The organism is uncultured Metabacillus sp. (genome assembly GCF_947503125.1).
Taxonomy (GTDB): Bacteria; Bacillota; Bacilli; order Bacillales; family Bacillaceae; genus Metabacillus.
Map to the genome: position 1 here is coordinate 1 of NZ_CANNCR010000028.1, position 17132 is coordinate 17132.

A 17132-nucleotide genomic window follows, 5' to 3' on the forward strand; every position below is an offset into this window, starting at 1 on the left:
GCATTAAATAGTAACAAGAAAGCTGATTAGATAGGCGATATTAGCCTATATTAGAAAATCTGTGAATAATTCAGGTTAAATGTAGAGAATGAGTATAGAAAAGGTTCATATTTGGATATAATCATGATAATTATTATTTAACCGCACTAAAATAATATGACACAATTCTACAAAATTCACTCTTGTCTTCGCGATTTTTAATAGGGTTTTCACTCGAACTATACACAAGAGAGGCTGCAATCGTTATAATGACAGGCTTGACAAGAAAATTTCACACATTTACAATTAGTATGTATATTTTACAATTTTGTAGAATGATGATTGAAGCATTTTGAAAGCAAAAATGTTGGTACTTGAATTAGTCTTCCTAAAAATGATTAAGACGCAAAGTTCAACATGATAATTAAGCTTTGTGCTGTATGTTGACAACTTAAAATTGAACAATGTACATGCCGACACTTTAATCTAGAAAAACAAGTTCATAGCAAGAGGAGGTGTAATGATGGACATCGTTTCAATAATCATCTCCATTTTGCTTGGCCTAATCGTCGGTGCAGTTGTTGGCTATTTTGTTCGTAAATCCATTGCCGAAGCGAAAATTGCTGGTGCTAATCATGCAGCAGAGCAGATTCTTGAGGACGCAAAGCGTGATGCAGAAGCAACGAAAAAGGAAGCACTTCTAGAAGCAAAGGATGAAATCCACAAGTTGCGAACAGAAGCAGAGCAGGAAGTTCGTGAGAGACGAAATGAGCTTCAGAAACAAGAAAATCGCTTATTACAAAAGGAAGAGAATCTTGACCGTAAGGATGAGTCTTTAGATAAACGAGAAGTTATGCTAGAGAAGAAAGAAGATTCTCTGAATGAAAGACAACAGCATATTGAAGAGATGGAAAGCAAAGTGGAGGAGATGGTGCGTAAGCAGCAATCGGAGCTTGAGCGCATATCTAGCCTTACACGAGATGAAGCAAAGTCGATCATTCTTGAAAAGGTTGAAAATGAACTTACTCATGATATCGCTATGATGATTAAAGATAGCGAAAATCGTGCGAAGGAAGAGGCTGACAAGAAGGCTAAAGAAATCCTGTCGCTTGCTATTCAACGATGTGCAGCAGATCATGTAGCAGAAACTACTGTATCTGTTGTCAATCTTCCAAATGATGAAATGAAGGGCCGTATTATTGGACGTGAAGGACGAAATATTCGTACATTAGAAACATTAACGGGTATAGATCTGATCATTGATGATACACCTGAAGCCGTTATTTTATCAGGGTTTGATCCAATTCGCCGGGAAACTGCAAGAATTGCGCTAGACAAGCTGGTTCAAGATGGACGTATTCACCCTGCGCGTATTGAAGAGATGGTTGAGAAGTCTCGTCGTGAAGTTGATGAATACATCCGGGAAATTGGAGAACAAACAACATTTGAGGTAGGTGTACATGGCCTGCATCCTGATTTGATTAAAATCTTAGGTCGTTTGAAATTTAGAACAAGCTATGGTCAAAACGTATTGAAACACTCGATGGAGGTTTCATTCTTAGCAGGATTGATGGCTGCCGAACTTGGAGAAGATGTGTTATTAGCGAAACGAGCAGGTCTCCTGCATGATATCGGTAAGGCGATTGACCATGAAGTAGAAGGAAGCCATGTTGAGATCGGTGTTGAGCTCGCTACGAAGTATAAAGAACATCCTGTCGTTATCAACAGTATTGCTTCCCATCATGGTGATAAGGAACCGACATCAATCATTGCGGTGCTTGTTGCAGCAGCAGATGCGTTATCAGCTGCAAGGCCGGGTGCACGTAGTGAAACGCTGGAAAATTACATTCGTCGCCTAGAGAAGCTTGAGGAAATCTCTGAATCGTATGAGGGTGTTGAAAAGTCATTTGCTATCCAGGCTGGTAGAGAAGTTCGTATTATGGTTAAGCCTGATAGTATTGACGATCTTCAAGCACATCGTTTAGCAAGAGATATTCGAAAGCGAATAGAAGATGAACTCGACTATCCAGGACATATTAAAGTAACTGTAATTCGTGAAACAAGAGCAGTTGAATATGCAAAATAGAGTGGTGCAGAAATGCACCACTTTATTTTTTATATTGTTTATGCAAAAATAAGTTTAAATACATAGAGAGTATTTTTTAATAAAAGAAATTCAATGATAACTAGAGAGGGCTTTGAAGATGAGAATTTTGTTTGTAGGAGATGTATTTGGTTCTCCAGGACGCGACATGGTGAAGGAGTATTTACCAAAGTTAAAAACGAAATACAATCCCCATGTTGTCATTATTAACGGCGAAAATGCCGCCCATGGGAAAGGAATAACCGAAAAGATTTATCAGCAATTTCTCGAATTAGGTGCACATGTTATAACAATGGGAAATCACACGTGGGATAATCGGGAAATTTTTGAATTTATTGATCGTGCACAGAAGATGATCCGCCCTGCTAATTTTCCCGAAGAAAATCCTGGCAAAGGGATGGTTTTTGTTACTGTTGCTGGAAAAGAGGTTGCTGTGATTAATCTGCAGGGCCGTGCATTTTTGCCTCCATCTGATTGTCCTTTTAAAAAGGCTGACGAGCTTGTTGCAGAAGCGAGAAAGCGTACTCCAATTATTTTTGTTGATTTTCATGGCGAAGCAACAAGTGAAAAACAGGCGATAGGATGGTATTTAGACGGAAGAGTTTCAGCAGTTGTCGGTACCCATACACATGTACAAACAGCAGATAATCGTATTTTGGATAAAGGCACAGCTTATATCTCGGATGTTGGTATGACAGGACCTTATGATGGGATACTTGGAGTAGATCGGCATATGATTTTAAAAAGATTCCTTACGAATTTACCTGTACGCCATGATGTAGCAAAAGGGCGTACGCAATTAAGCGCTGTGGTAATTGATATAGACAAAAATACAGGTCAAGCCAAAAAAATAGATCGTATTTTAATAAATGACGATCATCTATTTTTTGAGTAATGAATGTTTGTCGCTTTTAAATTCTACAATTAATTTTCGAAATTATGTGCGAACAAGCAGGAATACTTTCCTTTTCTAGTGAATATAGTATCAATGGATGATGAACTAACACTGTTTAAAAGGGTAAATGAGGGGAGCCCTTTTTAAACAAATTATACCAATGATGTTCTAATGAACACTCAAGGATTCATTGAAAATAAGGGGGAGCTAGAAATGGAAATATTAAAGGTATCAGCAAAATCTAATCCTAATTCTGTCGCTGGTGCATTAGCCGGCGTTTTGAGAGAGCGGGGAGCCGCTGAAATTCAAGCAATTGGTGCCGGTGCACTTAATCAGGCAGTTAAAGCAGTAGCCATCGCAAGGGGTTTTGTAGCTCCAAGCGGTGTTGATTTAATTTGTATTCCAGCATTCACCGATATTCAAATAGATGGCGAAGAGCGGACGGCAATTAAACTAATTGTCGAGCCGAGATAAGAATCGTAAGAGAACAAAGACATATGTCATTTAAAGGGTTTGACTCTTGATATAGAGTCAAACCCTTGCTTTGTATACGGAACAAAGGTTGAAGGGGGAAATTGGCGAATGAGAGTCTTTGATGCCCATTGTGATATGCTATTTAAGCTATGGCGAGACAAAAACATTAATGTTTATGATGATGAAAGCTTGCACGTCTCGATTTCAAAATTGAAAATAATGGATAAACCCATTCAATGCTTTGCCATCTATGTTCCAGAGGATGTGCCATTTGTAAACCGTCTAGCAGTTGCCCATTCACAAATTAACATCTTTTATCAAAAAGTGTTAAAAAAATATCCGGAAATAAAATTAATTAAAACAAAATCAGATATCGACCACCTTACTGAAAATGAAATTGGAGCCATTTTAACATTAGAAGGCTGTGATGCCATCGGGGATCAGCTTGATCAGTTGGAAATTCTATATCAATTAGGGGTTCGCTCTGTTGGTTTAACCTGGAATTATGCCAATCTAGTTGCGGACGGTGCCCTTGAAAAACGGAATGGCGGCCTGACAAACTTCGGAAGAAGGGTCATTTCCTATTTGAATAGTCAGAACCTTTGGACGGATTTATCCCATACTTGTGAACGAAGCTTTTGGGAGGCTCTTGAATTAGCGAAGTACCCAATTGCTTCACATTCTAATGTATATAAGCTTTGCCCGCATGTTCGTAATTTAAAGAACGAACAAATCATCGCATTGTTTAAAAAGAACGGCATGATTGGTGTGACTTTTGTCCCGTACTTTATAGCGAATACTCCACAGCCCATCATGTCAGATGTTCTTCATCATATCGATTATCTTTGTTCCCTAGGTGGAGAGAACAATATAGGATTTGGCTCAGACTTCGATGGAATCGAAGTTATGATAAAGGGACTAGAAAATTATGCATGTTACTACGGTTTCATCAATCATTTGTTGAACTATTATCCGCAAAGATTGGTCAATAAACTTGTTTATCATAACTTTATCGATCACATTTCTTATTAAAATAAATATGTTTGAGCGAAAATCTCAGAGGAAGCAATAAACTAGGGTGGACTTCAAAGTATACAACATAAACTCTATAAGGGCTCCTGCACATCCCGCTAAATAGCTAGTACATAAAGAAGGCATTAACTGGCAAGTTTAACAGATTATTTTAAGCTAACCTCTTGTATTTTTTAAGTTAAGGGTCTAAAATTGTTAACGTTTAGTAAATTCCAATTAAAAAACTCAGTTTTCTCAATGGATTAAGAATTATAAAAAAATTGGACGGAATTATGATAAACTATAAGTTATATGTATAACTTTATTTTGCATTTTTTAGAGGGGTGTAAATACACATGATTAGTCAACTTTCCTGGAAAGTTGGAGGACAGCAAGGAGAAGGTATTGAAAGTACTGGTGAAGTCTTCTCAATTGCATTAAACCGACTAGGCTATTATTTATACGGATACCGCCACTTTTCATCACGAATTAAAGGCGGCCATACAAACAATAAAATTCGTGTTAGTACGACACAAGTTCGTTCAATCTCAGACGATCTTGATATATTGGTAGCTTTTGATCAAGAAACAATTGATGTCAACTTCCATGAGCTGCGTACTGGAGGGATTGTACTTGCTGATGCAAAATTTAATCCAACGATACCTGAAGGAGCGGATGTTACACTCTATTCAGTGCCGTTTACAGAAATCGCAACGGAATTAGGTACTTCCCTTATGAAAAACATGGTTGCAATCGGAGCAACAAGTGCGATTCTTAATTTAGATCCGCGCGGATATCATGAAGTTGTTCATGACACATATGGCCGTAAAGGTGAAAAGATCGTTGAGAAAAATATGCAGGCTATTGAAAAAGGTGCCGATTATTTAAAAAATGAGCTTGGATATATCCGACAGGACATGTTTCTTGAAAAAGCTGATGGAAAAAAACGGATGTTCATGATCGGAAATGACGCCATTGCTTTAGGTGCGATTGCAGGCGGCTCACGTTTTATGGCTGCATATCCAATTACTCCAGCATCAGAAATAATGGAGTACTTAATTAAAAAGCTTCCTAAATTTGGCGGAGCAGTTATACAAACAGAGGATGAAATTGCTGCTTGTACGATGGCAATTGGGGCTAACTATGCAGGTGCCCGTACGTTTACTGCTTCAGCTGGGCCAGGCTTATCATTAATGATGGAAGCAATCGGTTTATCAGGTATGACAGAACAGCCATTAGTGATCGTTGACACGCAACGTGGCGGTCCAAGTACTGGATTACCGACAAAACAAGAGCAATCAGACTTAATGGCGATGATTTACGGTACTCATGGTGAAATTCCTAAAGTGGTTATGGCACCAAGCACTGTACAAGAAGCTTTCTATGATACAATTGAGGCATTTAATATTGCTGAAGAATACCAGGTTCCTGTCATTTTGTTAACAGATTTACAGCTTTCATTAGGTAAACAAACAGTTGAACCGCTAGATTATAGCCAAATTGAAATTCGTCGTGGCAAGCTTCAAACGGAAGAGCTGCCTGAAATTGAAAATAAAGGTTATTTCAAACGCTATGAGGTAACAGAAGACGGAATTTCACCTCGGGTAATTCCAGGTATGAAAAATGGTATTCACCATGTCACAGGTGTAGAGCATGATGAAACAGGCAAGCCGTCAGAGTCTGCGGGTAATCGTAAGGAACAGATGGACAAGCGATTAAGAAAACTTGCCAACATTCAATTTAAAAACCCTGTTCATAAACATATTCAACACGAAAACCCAGATATTTTACTTGTAGGGTATATTTCGACGAGAGGAACAATTGAAGAAGCGATGACACGTCTAGAAGCTGATGGTATTAAAGTAAACCATGCACAAATTCGCCTTATTCATCCGTTCCCAACTGAAGAAATGCTTCCATTAATTGAAGCTGCTAAAAAGGTTATTGTTGTTGAAAACAATGCAACAGGCCAGCTGGCAAGCCTGTTAAAAATGAATGTAGGGTATGCGAATAAGATTTCTTCATTATTAAAATATGATGGCAACCCATTCTTACCTCATGAAATTCATACGAGAAGCAAGGAGCTGATCTAACATGGCAACAACGTTTAAAGATTTCCGTAATAACGTAAAACCGAACTGGTGCCCTGGGTGTGGTGATTTCTCTGTACAGGCTGCTATTCAGCGTGCTGCAGCGAATGTAGGATTAACACCAGATCAGCTTGCTGTTGTTTCTGGTATCGGGTGTTCAGGGAGGATTTCCGGATACATTAATTCGTATGGTTTTCATGGCATACATGGACGTTCTTTACCGATTGCACAAGGTGTTAAAATGGCGAATAAAGATTTAACAGTTATTGCTTCAGGTGGAGATGGTGACGGATTTGCAATCGGGATGGGTCATACTATTCATGCGATTCGACGAAACATTGACATGACGTATATTGTCATGGATAACCAAATTTACGGTTTAACAAAAGGTCAAACATCACCTCGAAGTGATGCAGGTTTTGTGACAAAGAGTACACCTCAAGGCTCAATTGAGTCATCCCTATCGGTAATGGAAATGGCGTTAACAGCAGGGGCTACATTTGTTGCACAAAGCTTTTCAACTGATCTAAAGGATTTAACAGCCCTTATTGAAGCTGGTATTAATCATAAAGGCTTCTCGCTTATTAACGTGTTTAGTCCTTGTGTTACTTACAATAAGGTGAACACATATGATTGGTTTAAAGAAAACTTAACTAAGCTTGCGAATGTTGAAGGCTATGATCCTCACAATAAAGAAATGGCCATGCAAACACTAATGAGACATAATGGATTAGTTACAGGTTTGATTTATCAAAATACGGAACAAAAATCATATCAAGAACTCCTGAATGGATATAGTGAAACACCATTATCAAAAGCTGAATTAGCGATTGATGAAGAGGAATTTAATAAATTAGTTGCAGAATTTATGTAAGACTGTCTTAAAAGGGTTTGTCCCCAAACAAACATCAATGAAATGTGTTTGTGGGACTGACCCTTTTGTTTTTAGACAGCTTTTTTTGCATGTTTCTATCTAAAATAAAAAAATTTATATTGACAGCAATCATGTGTTTATGTGAGATGGACAATCTTATTTACATTTTTGTACGAGGTGATAAAATATTAATATGTAAGGGTTTACAATAAGAGGGGTGTACATCATGGGCGGAAAAATGAAAGCGGTTGTTAAGCATCACCAGGGGTATGGAGCTCAGCTTCAAATGGTGGAGATACCACAAATAAACGAGGATGAAGTCCTTATCAAAGTAAAAGCGACATCAATTTGCGGTACAGATGTTCATATTTATAAATGGGATGAGTGGTCACAGAGTCGCGTTAAACCACCTTATATTTTCGGACATGAATTTTCTGGAGAAGTTGTTCAAAAAGGGAATAAGGTTACAAATATTGAAATAGGAGATTCTGTATCAGCAGAAACTCATATTGTTTGTGGAAAATGTCAGCAATGTTTAACAGGCAGAGCGCATATTTGTAAACATACAAAAATAATTGGCGTCGATACACAGGGCTGTTTTGCAGAATATGTTGCACTACCTTCAGCTAATCTTTGGAAAAATCCAAAGGAAATGCCATTTGATATTGCCTCCATTCAAGAACCGATGGGAAATGCTGTCCATACTGTTTTATCAGGAGAAGTCATCGGAAAAACAGTAGCCATTATCGGCTGCGGTCCAATTGGCATGATGGCAGTTGGTGTTGCTAAAGCTGCTGGTGCTGCACAAGTGATCGCGCTTGATTTAAACGATTACCGTTTAAATTTAGCAAAAGAGATGGGGGCAACTAGAATTATTAACTCAAACAAGGAAAATCCTCTTGAGGTTGTCGAATTTTTAACAGGGGGAAATGGAGTTGATGTTGTATGTGAAATGTCAGGACATCCGGTTGCGATGAATCATGGGTTTAAAATGGTAACAAACGGCGGAAGGGTATCCATTTTAAGTTTACCGTTACGTCCGGTTGAAGTTGATGTGACCAATGATATTGTATTCAAGGGGATAACCGTGCAAGGTATAACCGGCAGAAAAATGTTTGAGACCTGGCAGCAGGTTTCCGCTCTTATACATTCAGGGCAGATTAATACACGCCCGATCATAACCCACCACTTTTCACTTGAAGAATTTGAAAAGGGCTTTGATTTAATGATAGAGGGGAACTGTGGCAAGGTTGTCTTACAACCGTAACGGCAATTTTAGTTTTTGCTAAATAAATGAAGAGGAGGAATGGAAAGTGAAAGGCTTTGAATATTTACAATCTGAGCTAGATGAAATGAAAAAACAAGGTACTTTTCGGACATTAATTCCGTTGGAAAGTGATCAAGGTGCAAAGGTAATTATTAATGGAAAAGAGGTGATCCAGCTTTCTTCCAATAATTATTTAGGCTTAACCTCACATCCAAGACTGCGAAAGGCAGCCCTGGAAGCTGTTGAGAATTTTGGTGCAGGTACTGGGTCAGTTCGAACCATTGCAGGTACGTTCACCATGCATAAAGAGCTTGAAGAAAAGCTTGCGGAATTTAAACATACCGAAGCGGCATTAGTATTCCAGTCGGGTTTTACAACAAACCAAGGGGTTCTTTCTTCGATCTTAACAAAAGAAGACGTTGTTATTTCTGATGCACTCAACCATGCATCAATTATTGATGGAATTCGCTTAACAAAAGCAGCAAGAAAAGTATATAACCATGTTGATATGGCAGATCTTGAAAGAGCATTGCAAGAATCAAAGGATTTTAGAGTTCGAATCATCGTAACAGATGGTGTGTTTTCAATGGATGGAAACATTGCACCACTTCCTGAAATTGTTGATCTAGCGGAGAAGTATGATGCATTAGTGATGGTCGATGATGCACACGCTTCAGGTGTTTTAGGTGAAAATGGCCGCGGAACCGTGAATCATTTTGGTTTAGATGGCAGAGTGCACATTCAAGTGGGAACACTAAGCAAGGCCATAGGTGTATTAGGAGGATATGTAGCAAGCTCAAGAACGCTAATAGACTATTTAATACATCGTGGGCGCCCGTTTTTGTTCAGCACATCTCATCCCCCTGCTGTTACAGCTGCATGCAGCGAAGCAATCCGTGTACTTTTAGAAGAGCCTCATCTAATTGAGCGTTTATGGGAAAATACAACATTCTTTAAGGATGGCCTTAACCATTTAGGTTTTAATATCGGGAAAAGCAATACACCGATTACACCAGTGATTCTTGGTGATGAAGCACTTTCACATCAATTTTCCGATAAGCTATTAGAATATGGAGTTTTTGCCCAAGGTATCGCATTCCCAACAGTAGCAAAAGGGCTTGCACGGGTGAGGACAATTGTTACAGCAGAACATACGGAGGATCAGCTTCAGGAAGCACTGGATATTTTTGAGAAGGCTGGCAGAGAACTACAGATTATTTAAGCTTTCATTCGTTATCAAATTATATAAGTTTATACAATTACAACACTAAGACGATCTCTCTCTTCATATACATGGCAATAATACATTTATGGGAGTGATTCCGTTGGCAGTAGTAAAAGCAACTGAAGCTGATGTGAAATTGTTAGCTCGTTTAATGAGGGCAAAGGCAGAAGGTGATGGGAAGCTGGGTATGTTAATGGTCGGAAATGTTGGAGTGAACAGAACACGGTGGTCTAAAAAAACATAATGAAAAACTTGCAGGATGGAAGCGCTCTCCATTAATGACTCTACGGGCAAGTGGAATATCCATATCTCTTGCAGCTAGGTAAAAATATCCCTTTATCGTAGCCTCAAACCCGCCTGGATGTTGGAAAACCATTTCTCTAATGGTCGATATATCCTTAAAATCCAGGCAACCAGATCGGGAACTTGTCCAGCACAATGGTACAATCAATGGAATGCAGGAAGATTTAAATCGCATTGCTTTTACAAGCCAACGAACACAGCTTGTCCGGATGTTTATAGTACATTTTAAAGAGAGTACTTAATTATAACTTTTTAGTGCTCGTTTATAAGCTAAAGGTTTCTTTTCTGTCAAGGAATCTTATCGATCTTTCTAATTAACAATGTGGAAAAAAGCTAAGATAAGGCTGTCTAATAGTCATAATTATGACTAGATAGACAGCCTTTACCTATTTCCGATACGTATTTTTTATAACCTTATTAGCCACTCTAAAATATGGGTCATACTCTTTTAATAAGGCAAATAAAGATGAAATCACGGAAAGGAGCATGGACGATGATATTTTTTCAGCCAGAGTTTCGCAATGAACAAGGTGAAATCATAAATGTAGTAGATACAAAAGGCAAAGCGATTGGATACATAGCCTATTTGTATAAAGATGACAAAGACCTTTATATAATGGGGCAATTGGATAACCCTGGTGAAAAGCAAAACTTTATCGATATTACTGCTAAGTACATCGATGGCCTAAAAAAATCGATTCTTGGAGAAGGAGAAAAGGAACCAAATATGTTTATTCATTTTGGTGGAGAATTGATTGATATCGATAAAGATACTCAAGAACAGAGTGAATAAGATGTCAGGAAGAACTTCTTTAAAGTGTCATGCATAGGATGCTTCATAGACATTTTACCCACTAGGAGGGACCGTTCTGTGAAATATCCGCAAAATTTCTGTCAGCCGAAACTTATTGATCCGTCAGGAGAAAGGGTAAGTGAGTCAGAAGAACTTGGTTTAACAATGCTAATTGATAAAGGAATAGGATTAGCTTTATTTGAAGAAATGTTACAACTTGCAGGTCAATATGTTGATTATATAAAACTCGGTTTTGGAACAACAATGTTGTATCCTCCAGAGCTTTTGAAAAAAAAATTGCTTTTAGCTAAGAAAGAAAATATTGCAGTCTATCCAGGTGGAACATTGTTTGAAATAGCAGCCCATAAAGGTGTTTTAGGGGAGTATTTTGAGTATATAGAGAGAATAGGATTTGATCATCTAGAAATTTCAGATGGAACAATCGAATTAACTTATCGAAAGCGGAGAAAAGTTATTCAGGAAGCCGTAGGAAAAGGATTCACAGTCATCACAGAATGTGGAAAAAAAGCTGAGGGCAGCTATTTGGAAGTAAAAGAATTGGAACGAACCCTTTATTCTGATCTGGAATGCGGTGCTTCTTATGTGATTGTTGAAGGACGGGAGTCGGGGAAAAACGTAGGCATTTATAATGAGCAAGGTCTGATTGATAAGGAATTTCTTATTAATATCGATAAAACGATTACGAACGATGTAAGAAAATACCTTATCTGGGAAGCTCCGCAAAAAAAACAGCAGATTGAATTAATACAATTTTGGGGAAGAAATGTTAATTTAGGAAATATCCAATGCGAGGATGCTTTTAATCTTGAATGCTTAAGAAGGGGTTTAAGATTTGATACTTTTCCGCTGAATCGCTCTCATACGATTTTACAGATTGAATAACGTAAAGTGAAAGGGACTGTTCTTTCTAACATTTGTTTAGAGAGTGACTGTCCCTTTTGTTTTACCTCTTACTTAAATACAAATATTGTTTAATATAAAATGTAGCATTTGAAAAAAGTGAAAATGAGGTGCATCCATGCATTGGATTGTATCAAAAATATAGTTAAGGGAAATGTAAACAAAGAAGAGATATTTTATTTGGAGGAAAGGGAAATGGAAGCAAAACAAGGAAAAGCAAACATAGTTGCGATCGCTCTCATTCCATTAGTCATGGTTTTGGGAAATTCTATGTTAGTCCCTGTACTACCGACAATGAAATCAAAATTGGGTTTATCAGAATTTCAAGTTAGTCTAACTATCACAGTGTTTTCTCTTGCTGCGGGATTAATCATTCCGTTTGTCGGTTATTTATCAGATCGATTCGGACGAAAGTGGATTATTGTTTTATCTTTAGTGATCTATGGTATCGGAGGAATTGTTTCAGGTCTTGCCGCATGGTTACTCGATAATTCCTATACATGGATATTAGTAGGAAGAATTATTCAAGGAATTGGTGCTGCTGGTACTTCACCGATTGCGATGGCCTTAATCGGAGATGTTTATTCAGGTGCACAAGAAAGTAAAGCACTTGGCATTATTGAATCAACAAACGGGTTAGGGAAGATATTTTCTCCCATTATCGGATCTTTGATTGCATTGATTGTTTGGTTTGCAGTGTTTTTTACATTCCCACTTTTATGCTTTGCAACTGCACTCTTTGTTTGGATTGGTGTAAAGGAAAAGAAAAAAATGGAGGGCAAACCGCTGCCAAAGTATCTTGGTGATTTAAAACAAATTTTTAAACAAAAGGGGAAATGGCTGATTCCTTCATTTTTTGTCGGTTCAGTCGGTTTGTTCATCCTTTTTGGTGTTTTATTTTATTTATCAGATATTCTTGAAGAAACATTTAAAGTTGATGGAATCATAAAAGGATGTATTTTGGCAATTCCCCTATTTGGAATGGTGCTCACAGCCTATATAACAGGGGCAAAAATAAAGCAAAATAAACCTCTCATACGAAGAGTTATGGTTATAGGATTGATTTTGTTAACTAGCTCAATGGTCGCTGTATCTTTTCTTGAACAGATTGTACCTATGGTAGGTCTATTAACATTAGGCAGTATCGGAACAGGTCTTCTGCTGCCTTGTTTGAATACGTTAATTACTGGGGCTGTTAATAAAGCTGAACGAGGTATGATTACCTCATTATATGGCAGTGTACGTTTCCTCGGAGTAGCGTTCGGTCCGCCATTATTTAGCTGGTTAATGAAAATTTCACATCAAACGGTTTTTTTCAGTATGGCTGGTTTAAGTTTGTTGACCTTGATATTAGCCTTTTTCTTAATAAAGCCAAGTAATAGTAATGAAGGTGAACAAGACAAGACAAAGCAATTGGCTACCCTGTTTAAACAACGGGAGAAGATACCTACTTCATAAACTTAGAAAATTTTAGCCAGTAAGTAGATAATTTTCATTAATAACGCAGTGATCGCGGCAGCCATAAGGGGACCAACTGGAATCCCACGCAAAAAAACGATTCCGACAATCGAACCCACTACAAGACCGACAATCATGTGGGGTTCAACACGAAGCATTTCCAATCCTTTTCCATTCATATATGTAGCAAGTGCTCCTCCTGCAAGGGCCACAGCCCCAGAAAGTGTTGTTAGGAGGAGTAAAATATCCTTTCCTGTTATTTTTCCGCTAGCAAAAGGAACCAAAACCGAAATCGTTAAAAACATAAGTCCTAATTCCAAACCGCGCCGTTCTAGCATTGGAAAAAACCGCTCAAGGGATGATAATTTTAAAACCAACAAGATGCTTGCAGCTGTTGCAATAATCGGAGAGCGGCCAATTAATCCTACTATAATAAGAATGACTAGTGATAATTCCCCTGCTGATATATTCATTGTAACCAACCCCTGTCCCATTTGCTTTCCTGACATATTTGTATGTATAGGATGAAGAAAGTATGCTCTTTCCTTACTGAATTGCACAAAACATCTACAAAATAATTTCATTTCTCTCATTTTCCTAACGAATGAAAATAAAGTAAAATAAAGTGTAACTTCCAACAGTGGAGAGGTTTTACTACATATAAAAAAGAGTTTTAAAAAATGGTAGTTTCTTAACAAAATGTAAGGTGATAAATAAATGAAGGTTATAATTGCAGAAAAGCCGGATCAGGCTTCAACTCTATGTTCACAATTTGAGAGAGTTAAAAAAGATGGATATTATGAAATAAAACCAAATGAATTTTTTCCAAATGGTGCTTATTGTACATGGGCAATAGGCCACTTAACGCAGCTTGTGGCTCCTGAAGATTACCATCCAGAATGGAAAAAATGGACATTATCAACGTTACCGATTATTCCTGAAAAATTTAAATATGAAGTAATGAAGTCTAAAGCAAAACAATATTATATTGTTAGTCAGCTGTTAAAAAATCCTGTGGTAAAGGAAATTATTCACGCAGGTGATGCTGGGCGTGAAGGAGAACTGATCATAAGAAATATCATTCAGCTTTCCGGAGTTAAAAAACCGCTCAAAAGATTATGGATTTCATCACTTACTCCGGCATCGATACTTCAGGGATTTCGCCAATTACTTGATGAGGAAAATACGAGGAACCTTTATTATGAAGCATATTCTCGTGCATGTGCAGATTGGCTTGTCGGAATGAATGCATCAAGGGTATATTCACTTTTACTAAAAGAAAAGGGAATGAACGATGTTTTTTCCGCAGGCAGAGTTCAGACGCCAACACTTGCATTAATCGTGAAAAGGGAAAAGGAGATTGAGAAATTTAAGCCTGAGCCATTTTGGGAAGTTGTCGCGACATTTGCAATTGGTGGTAAAAAATATAAAGGGAAATGGCAAAAAGACCAACAAAGCAGAGTAATGAATAAAGATTTGGCGGAGAAGATTGCTGCATTTTGCAAGGGAAAACCTGCTGAAATCAAAGAACTGAAAACCGAGCGTAAGGAATACCAACCACCTTTTCTTTTCAATTTATCATCATTGCAAGCAGAGGCTAATAAAATCTATAAATTTTCGCCGAAAAAAACGCTGGATATTGTACAGACATTGTATCAAAAAGGGATTGTATCTTATCCCCGCAGTGACTCTACCTTTGTAACAAAAGGGGAGGCAGAGCTTTTTCCGGAAATTCTTGCTAAATTAAGTGCCTTTGATGATTATAAAAAGTTTTTTCCATTACCAATGTCATCAATTGTAAACAATCCTCGTTATGTTAATGAAAAAAAGGTAACCGATCATTATGCCATTATTCCAACAGAGCAAGTAAAAGATCCAAAAAAATTGTCAACAGATGAACAGAAAATGTATGACATGATTATTAAAAGACTTATAGCCGTCCACTACGATAAAGCGATATTTGATTACTCTACATTAACCACAGTAGTAGACGGTCGCGCTGAATTTATCACAAAGGGCAAACAGCAAATTCAAGAAGGCTGGCGAAAGGTTATCTACCAGGATAAAAAAGAAAAGGATCAAATCCTCCCAAATGTTAAGCAGGGAGATTCAGGACATGTTGAAAAAGTTGAAACAAAGGAAAGTCAAACACAGCCACCAAAACGCTTTACAGAAGGTCAATTAATCACATTAATGAAAACAGCAGGAAAATATTTAGACAATGATGAATTAGAAAAGGTATTAAGTAAGGTCGAAGGATTAGGAACAGAAGCGACAAGAGCCGGAATTATCACGATGTTAAAGGAACGAAAATACATCGAAATAAAAAAGAATCACGTGTTCGCAACTGATAAAGGGAAGGTTCTTATTGAAGCCATTGGAGATCAAATATTGGCTTCTCCAGAAATGACGGCTAAATGGGAACAGCGGCTCTCAGAAATTGGTGAGGGACAAGCATCACCATCTGTTTTCATGGAACAAACGAAAAAGCTGTCAACAAAAATTGTAAATGATGCAATAGCCATTGCCCCAAACTGGAATTTTGAGGGATTTCAAATTGATACGATTCAACGTTCCTCGTCTCGTTACACATTGGGGAAGAAGGTCGGAAAATGTAAACTGTGTGATGGCAATGTTGTTGATAAAGGTCAATTTTATGGTTGTTCAAATTACAAGACTGTTAATTGTCATTTCACGATTTCAAAGCTGATCCTTGGAAAGAAAATAACTAAGACGAATGTTCAAAAGTTGCTAAAAGAAGGCAGTACAAATCTTATTAAAGGGTTTAAAAAAGGTGAGAAAACGTTTGATGCAAAGTTGGAATGGAAGAACGGGAAGATAGGATTCTTGATAGAAAAAAATGATTTGTAGGCAAACACCCTAATATTGAACCCCCTTCATGGAATTTTCATATGCTACATTAGTCCAGTTAGGAGGGGTGTTATGTATATAAAAAAGGAAATAATCAATCCTTTAAATAACCGGCAGATCGGTCCTGAAGCTATTAGATTTAAGCAAATAAAAGAAATTGATGAAGATGAATCTCTCATCCTAGAAGTTGAAGGTACAATTTGTCATGTAGGACTAAACTTTGTTGATTTAGTTCATAAAGATGGCAGGATTATTACGGTTTTAACAGACCGAATTTCAAAAGTTGAATGGCTGGATAAAAACTGTCAACCAAAATTCGAAGAACACCTTAAAGCTACAAATTGCAGATGTATTGAATTTCAGCGTTTTACACAGATCATGAGACATCTAGAATGTCCGCATTGTAAAGACAAGCGCCAAGGCTGTATTGAACTATGTCCGCACTGCCAAAACAGAAAAGATCAAAGAGAACACTGTCCAAAATGCCAAAACAAGAAACAGCGAGAAGAGCAATGCCCACATTGCCAAGACAAGAAACAGCAGAGAGAACACTGTCCGCACTGCCAAAATGAAAATCGAAACAGGTTCATTGCATTTAATCTTGAGCAAAATCAAAATGAATTATGTCAGCCAAAATTTACATGTTTTTTCGATCATCCCATTCCATTTTGTGATGATCGATTTGAATTGCGCTTAGCAGGTTTAACAGATGATCTAAATTTTCAATTATTGAAGCATAAGGGCTGCAAAGTCAGATTTGATTTATCTTAAATATATTAATAAGAGTGAAATAAAAGGGTCTGACTCAACCAACAAACTTTTATGTTGTGTTGGTAAGTCAGACCCTTTTGTATGAATGCACCTTCC

General features: G+C 37.6%; 14 protein-coding genes and 1 pseudogene. 14 read left to right on the top strand and 1 reads right to left on the bottom strand.

From position 1 onward, the window contains the following. Nucleotides 1–499 precede the first annotated feature (499 nt). From rny to Q1B07_RS16805, 12 genes and pseudogenes are all read left to right on the top strand, one after another. The gene (rny, locus tag Q1B07_RS16750; protein WP_299092182.1) at nucleotides 500–2065 is read left to right on the top strand and encodes a ribonuclease Y; all 1566 of its coding nucleotides are present in this window, start codon (nucleotides 500–502) and stop codon (nucleotides 2063–2065) included. A gap of 118 nt (nucleotides 2066–2183) precedes the next feature. Continuing rightward, complete coding sequence (locus Q1B07_RS16755; protein WP_299092183.1) at nucleotides 2184–2978, top strand: TIGR00282 family metallophosphoesterase; 795 nt, start codon at nucleotides 2184–2186, stop codon at nucleotides 2976–2978. A 213-nt stretch (nucleotides 2979–3191) separates the two neighbouring features. After that, a complete protein-coding gene (spoVS, locus tag Q1B07_RS16760) occupies nucleotides 3192–3452 on the top strand; it encodes a stage V sporulation protein SpoVS (RefSeq protein ID WP_003181955.1) in 261 nt (86 codons plus the stop codon). Between the two features lie 108 nt (nucleotides 3453–3560). After that, on the top strand, nucleotides 3561–4484 hold the full coding sequence (locus tag Q1B07_RS16765; protein WP_299092191.1) for a dipeptidase: 924 nt from the start codon (nucleotides 3561–3563) through the stop codon (nucleotides 4482–4484). A gap of 335 nt (nucleotides 4485–4819) precedes the next feature. Next, entirely contained in the window at nucleotides 4820–6556 is a 1737-nt protein-coding gene (locus tag Q1B07_RS16770) for a 2-oxoacid:acceptor oxidoreductase subunit alpha (protein WP_299092192.1), read from the top strand. Between the two features lies 1 nt (nucleotide 6557). After that, entirely contained in the window at nucleotides 6558–7427 is an 870-nt protein-coding gene (locus Q1B07_RS16775; protein ID WP_299092193.1) for a 2-oxoacid:ferredoxin oxidoreductase subunit beta, read from the top strand. Between the two features lie 226 nt (nucleotides 7428–7653). Further along, nucleotides 7654–8694: an L-threonine 3-dehydrogenase gene (tdh, locus tag Q1B07_RS16780; protein WP_299092194.1), complete on the top strand. Its 1041-nt coding sequence runs from the start codon at nucleotides 7654–7656 to the stop codon at nucleotides 8692–8694. A gap of 46 nt (nucleotides 8695–8740) precedes the next feature. Next, entirely contained in the window at nucleotides 8741–9916 is a 1176-nt protein-coding gene (locus tag Q1B07_RS16785; RefSeq protein ID WP_299092195.1) for a glycine C-acetyltransferase, read from the top strand. Between the two features lie 103 nt (nucleotides 9917–10019). Further along, nucleotides 10020–10451 (top strand): annotated as a pseudogene (locus Q1B07_RS16790) (cell wall hydrolase). A gap of 264 nt (nucleotides 10452–10715) precedes the next feature. Next, nucleotides 10716–11015 carry a hypothetical protein gene (locus Q1B07_RS16795; RefSeq protein WP_299092196.1) on the top strand — a complete coding sequence of 100 codons (300 nt, stop codon included), beginning with the start codon at nucleotides 10716–10718 and terminating at the stop codon, nucleotides 11013–11015. A gap of 78 nt (nucleotides 11016–11093) precedes the next feature. Beyond that, nucleotides 11094–11918, top strand: a complete 825-nt coding sequence (locus tag Q1B07_RS16800) for a phosphosulfolactate synthase (protein WP_299092197.1) — start codon at nucleotides 11094–11096, stop codon at nucleotides 11916–11918. A 213-nt stretch (nucleotides 11919–12131) separates the two neighbouring features. After that, nucleotides 12132–13394: an MFS transporter gene (locus Q1B07_RS16805; protein ID WP_299092198.1), complete on the top strand. Its 1263-nt coding sequence runs from the start codon at nucleotides 12132–12134 to the stop codon at nucleotides 13392–13394. A 2-nt stretch (nucleotides 13395–13396) separates the two neighbouring features. On the opposite strand, the gene Q1B07_RS16810 is transcribed toward Q1B07_RS16805, so the two are convergent. After that, complete coding sequence (locus tag Q1B07_RS16810) at nucleotides 13397–13861, bottom strand: DUF441 domain-containing protein (protein ID WP_299092239.1); 465 nt, start codon at nucleotides 13859–13861, stop codon at nucleotides 13397–13399. Between the two features lie 250 nt (nucleotides 13862–14111). Here Q1B07_RS16810 and Q1B07_RS16815 point away from each other — a divergent pair, with 250 nt between their 5' ends. Then, complete coding sequence (locus Q1B07_RS16815) at nucleotides 14112–16265, top strand: DNA topoisomerase III (protein ID WP_299092199.1); 2154 nt, start codon at nucleotides 14112–14114, stop codon at nucleotides 16263–16265. 72 nt (nucleotides 16266–16337) lie between these two features. After that, entirely contained in the window at nucleotides 16338–17036 is a 699-nt protein-coding gene (locus Q1B07_RS16820) for a hypothetical protein (protein WP_299092200.1), read from the top strand. Nucleotides 17037–17132: the final 96 nt, after the last annotated feature.

Excerpts from the sequence above, each read along its gene's own strand:
- rny (WP_299092182.1), top strand. The coding sequence starts at position 500 with ATGATGGACATCGTTTCAATAATCATCTCCATTTTGCTTGGCCTAATC.
- Q1B07_RS16770 (WP_299092192.1), top strand. The coding sequence starts at position 4,820 with ATGATTAGTCAACTTTCCTGGAAAGTTGGAGGACAGCAAGGAGAAGGT.
- tdh (WP_299092194.1), top strand. The coding sequence starts at position 7,654 with ATGGGCGGAAAAATGAAAGCGGTTGTTAAGCATCACCAGGGGTATGGA.
- spoVS (WP_003181955.1), top strand. The coding sequence starts at position 3,192 with ATGGAAATATTAAAGGTATCAGCAAAATCTAATCCTAATTCTGTCGCT.
- Q1B07_RS16765 (WP_299092191.1), top strand. The coding sequence starts at position 3,561 with ATGAGAGTCTTTGATGCCCATTGTGATATGCTATTTAAGCTATGGCGA.
- Q1B07_RS16820 (WP_299092200.1), top strand. The coding sequence starts at position 16,338 with ATGTATATAAAAAAGGAAATAATCAATCCTTTAAATAACCGGCAGATC.
- Q1B07_RS16795 (WP_299092196.1), top strand. The coding sequence starts at position 10,716 with ATGATATTTTTTCAGCCAGAGTTTCGCAATGAACAAGGTGAAATCATA.
- Q1B07_RS16775 (WP_299092193.1), top strand. The coding sequence starts at position 6,558 with ATGGCAACAACGTTTAAAGATTTCCGTAATAACGTAAAACCGAACTGG.
- Q1B07_RS16805 (WP_299092198.1), top strand. The coding sequence starts at position 12,132 with ATGGAAGCAAAACAAGGAAAAGCAAACATAGTTGCGATCGCTCTCATT.
- Q1B07_RS16815 (WP_299092199.1), top strand. The coding sequence starts at position 14,112 with ATGAAGGTTATAATTGCAGAAAAGCCGGATCAGGCTTCAACTCTATGT.
- Q1B07_RS16755 (WP_299092183.1), top strand. The coding sequence starts at position 2,184 with ATGAGAATTTTGTTTGTAGGAGATGTATTTGGTTCTCCAGGACGCGAC.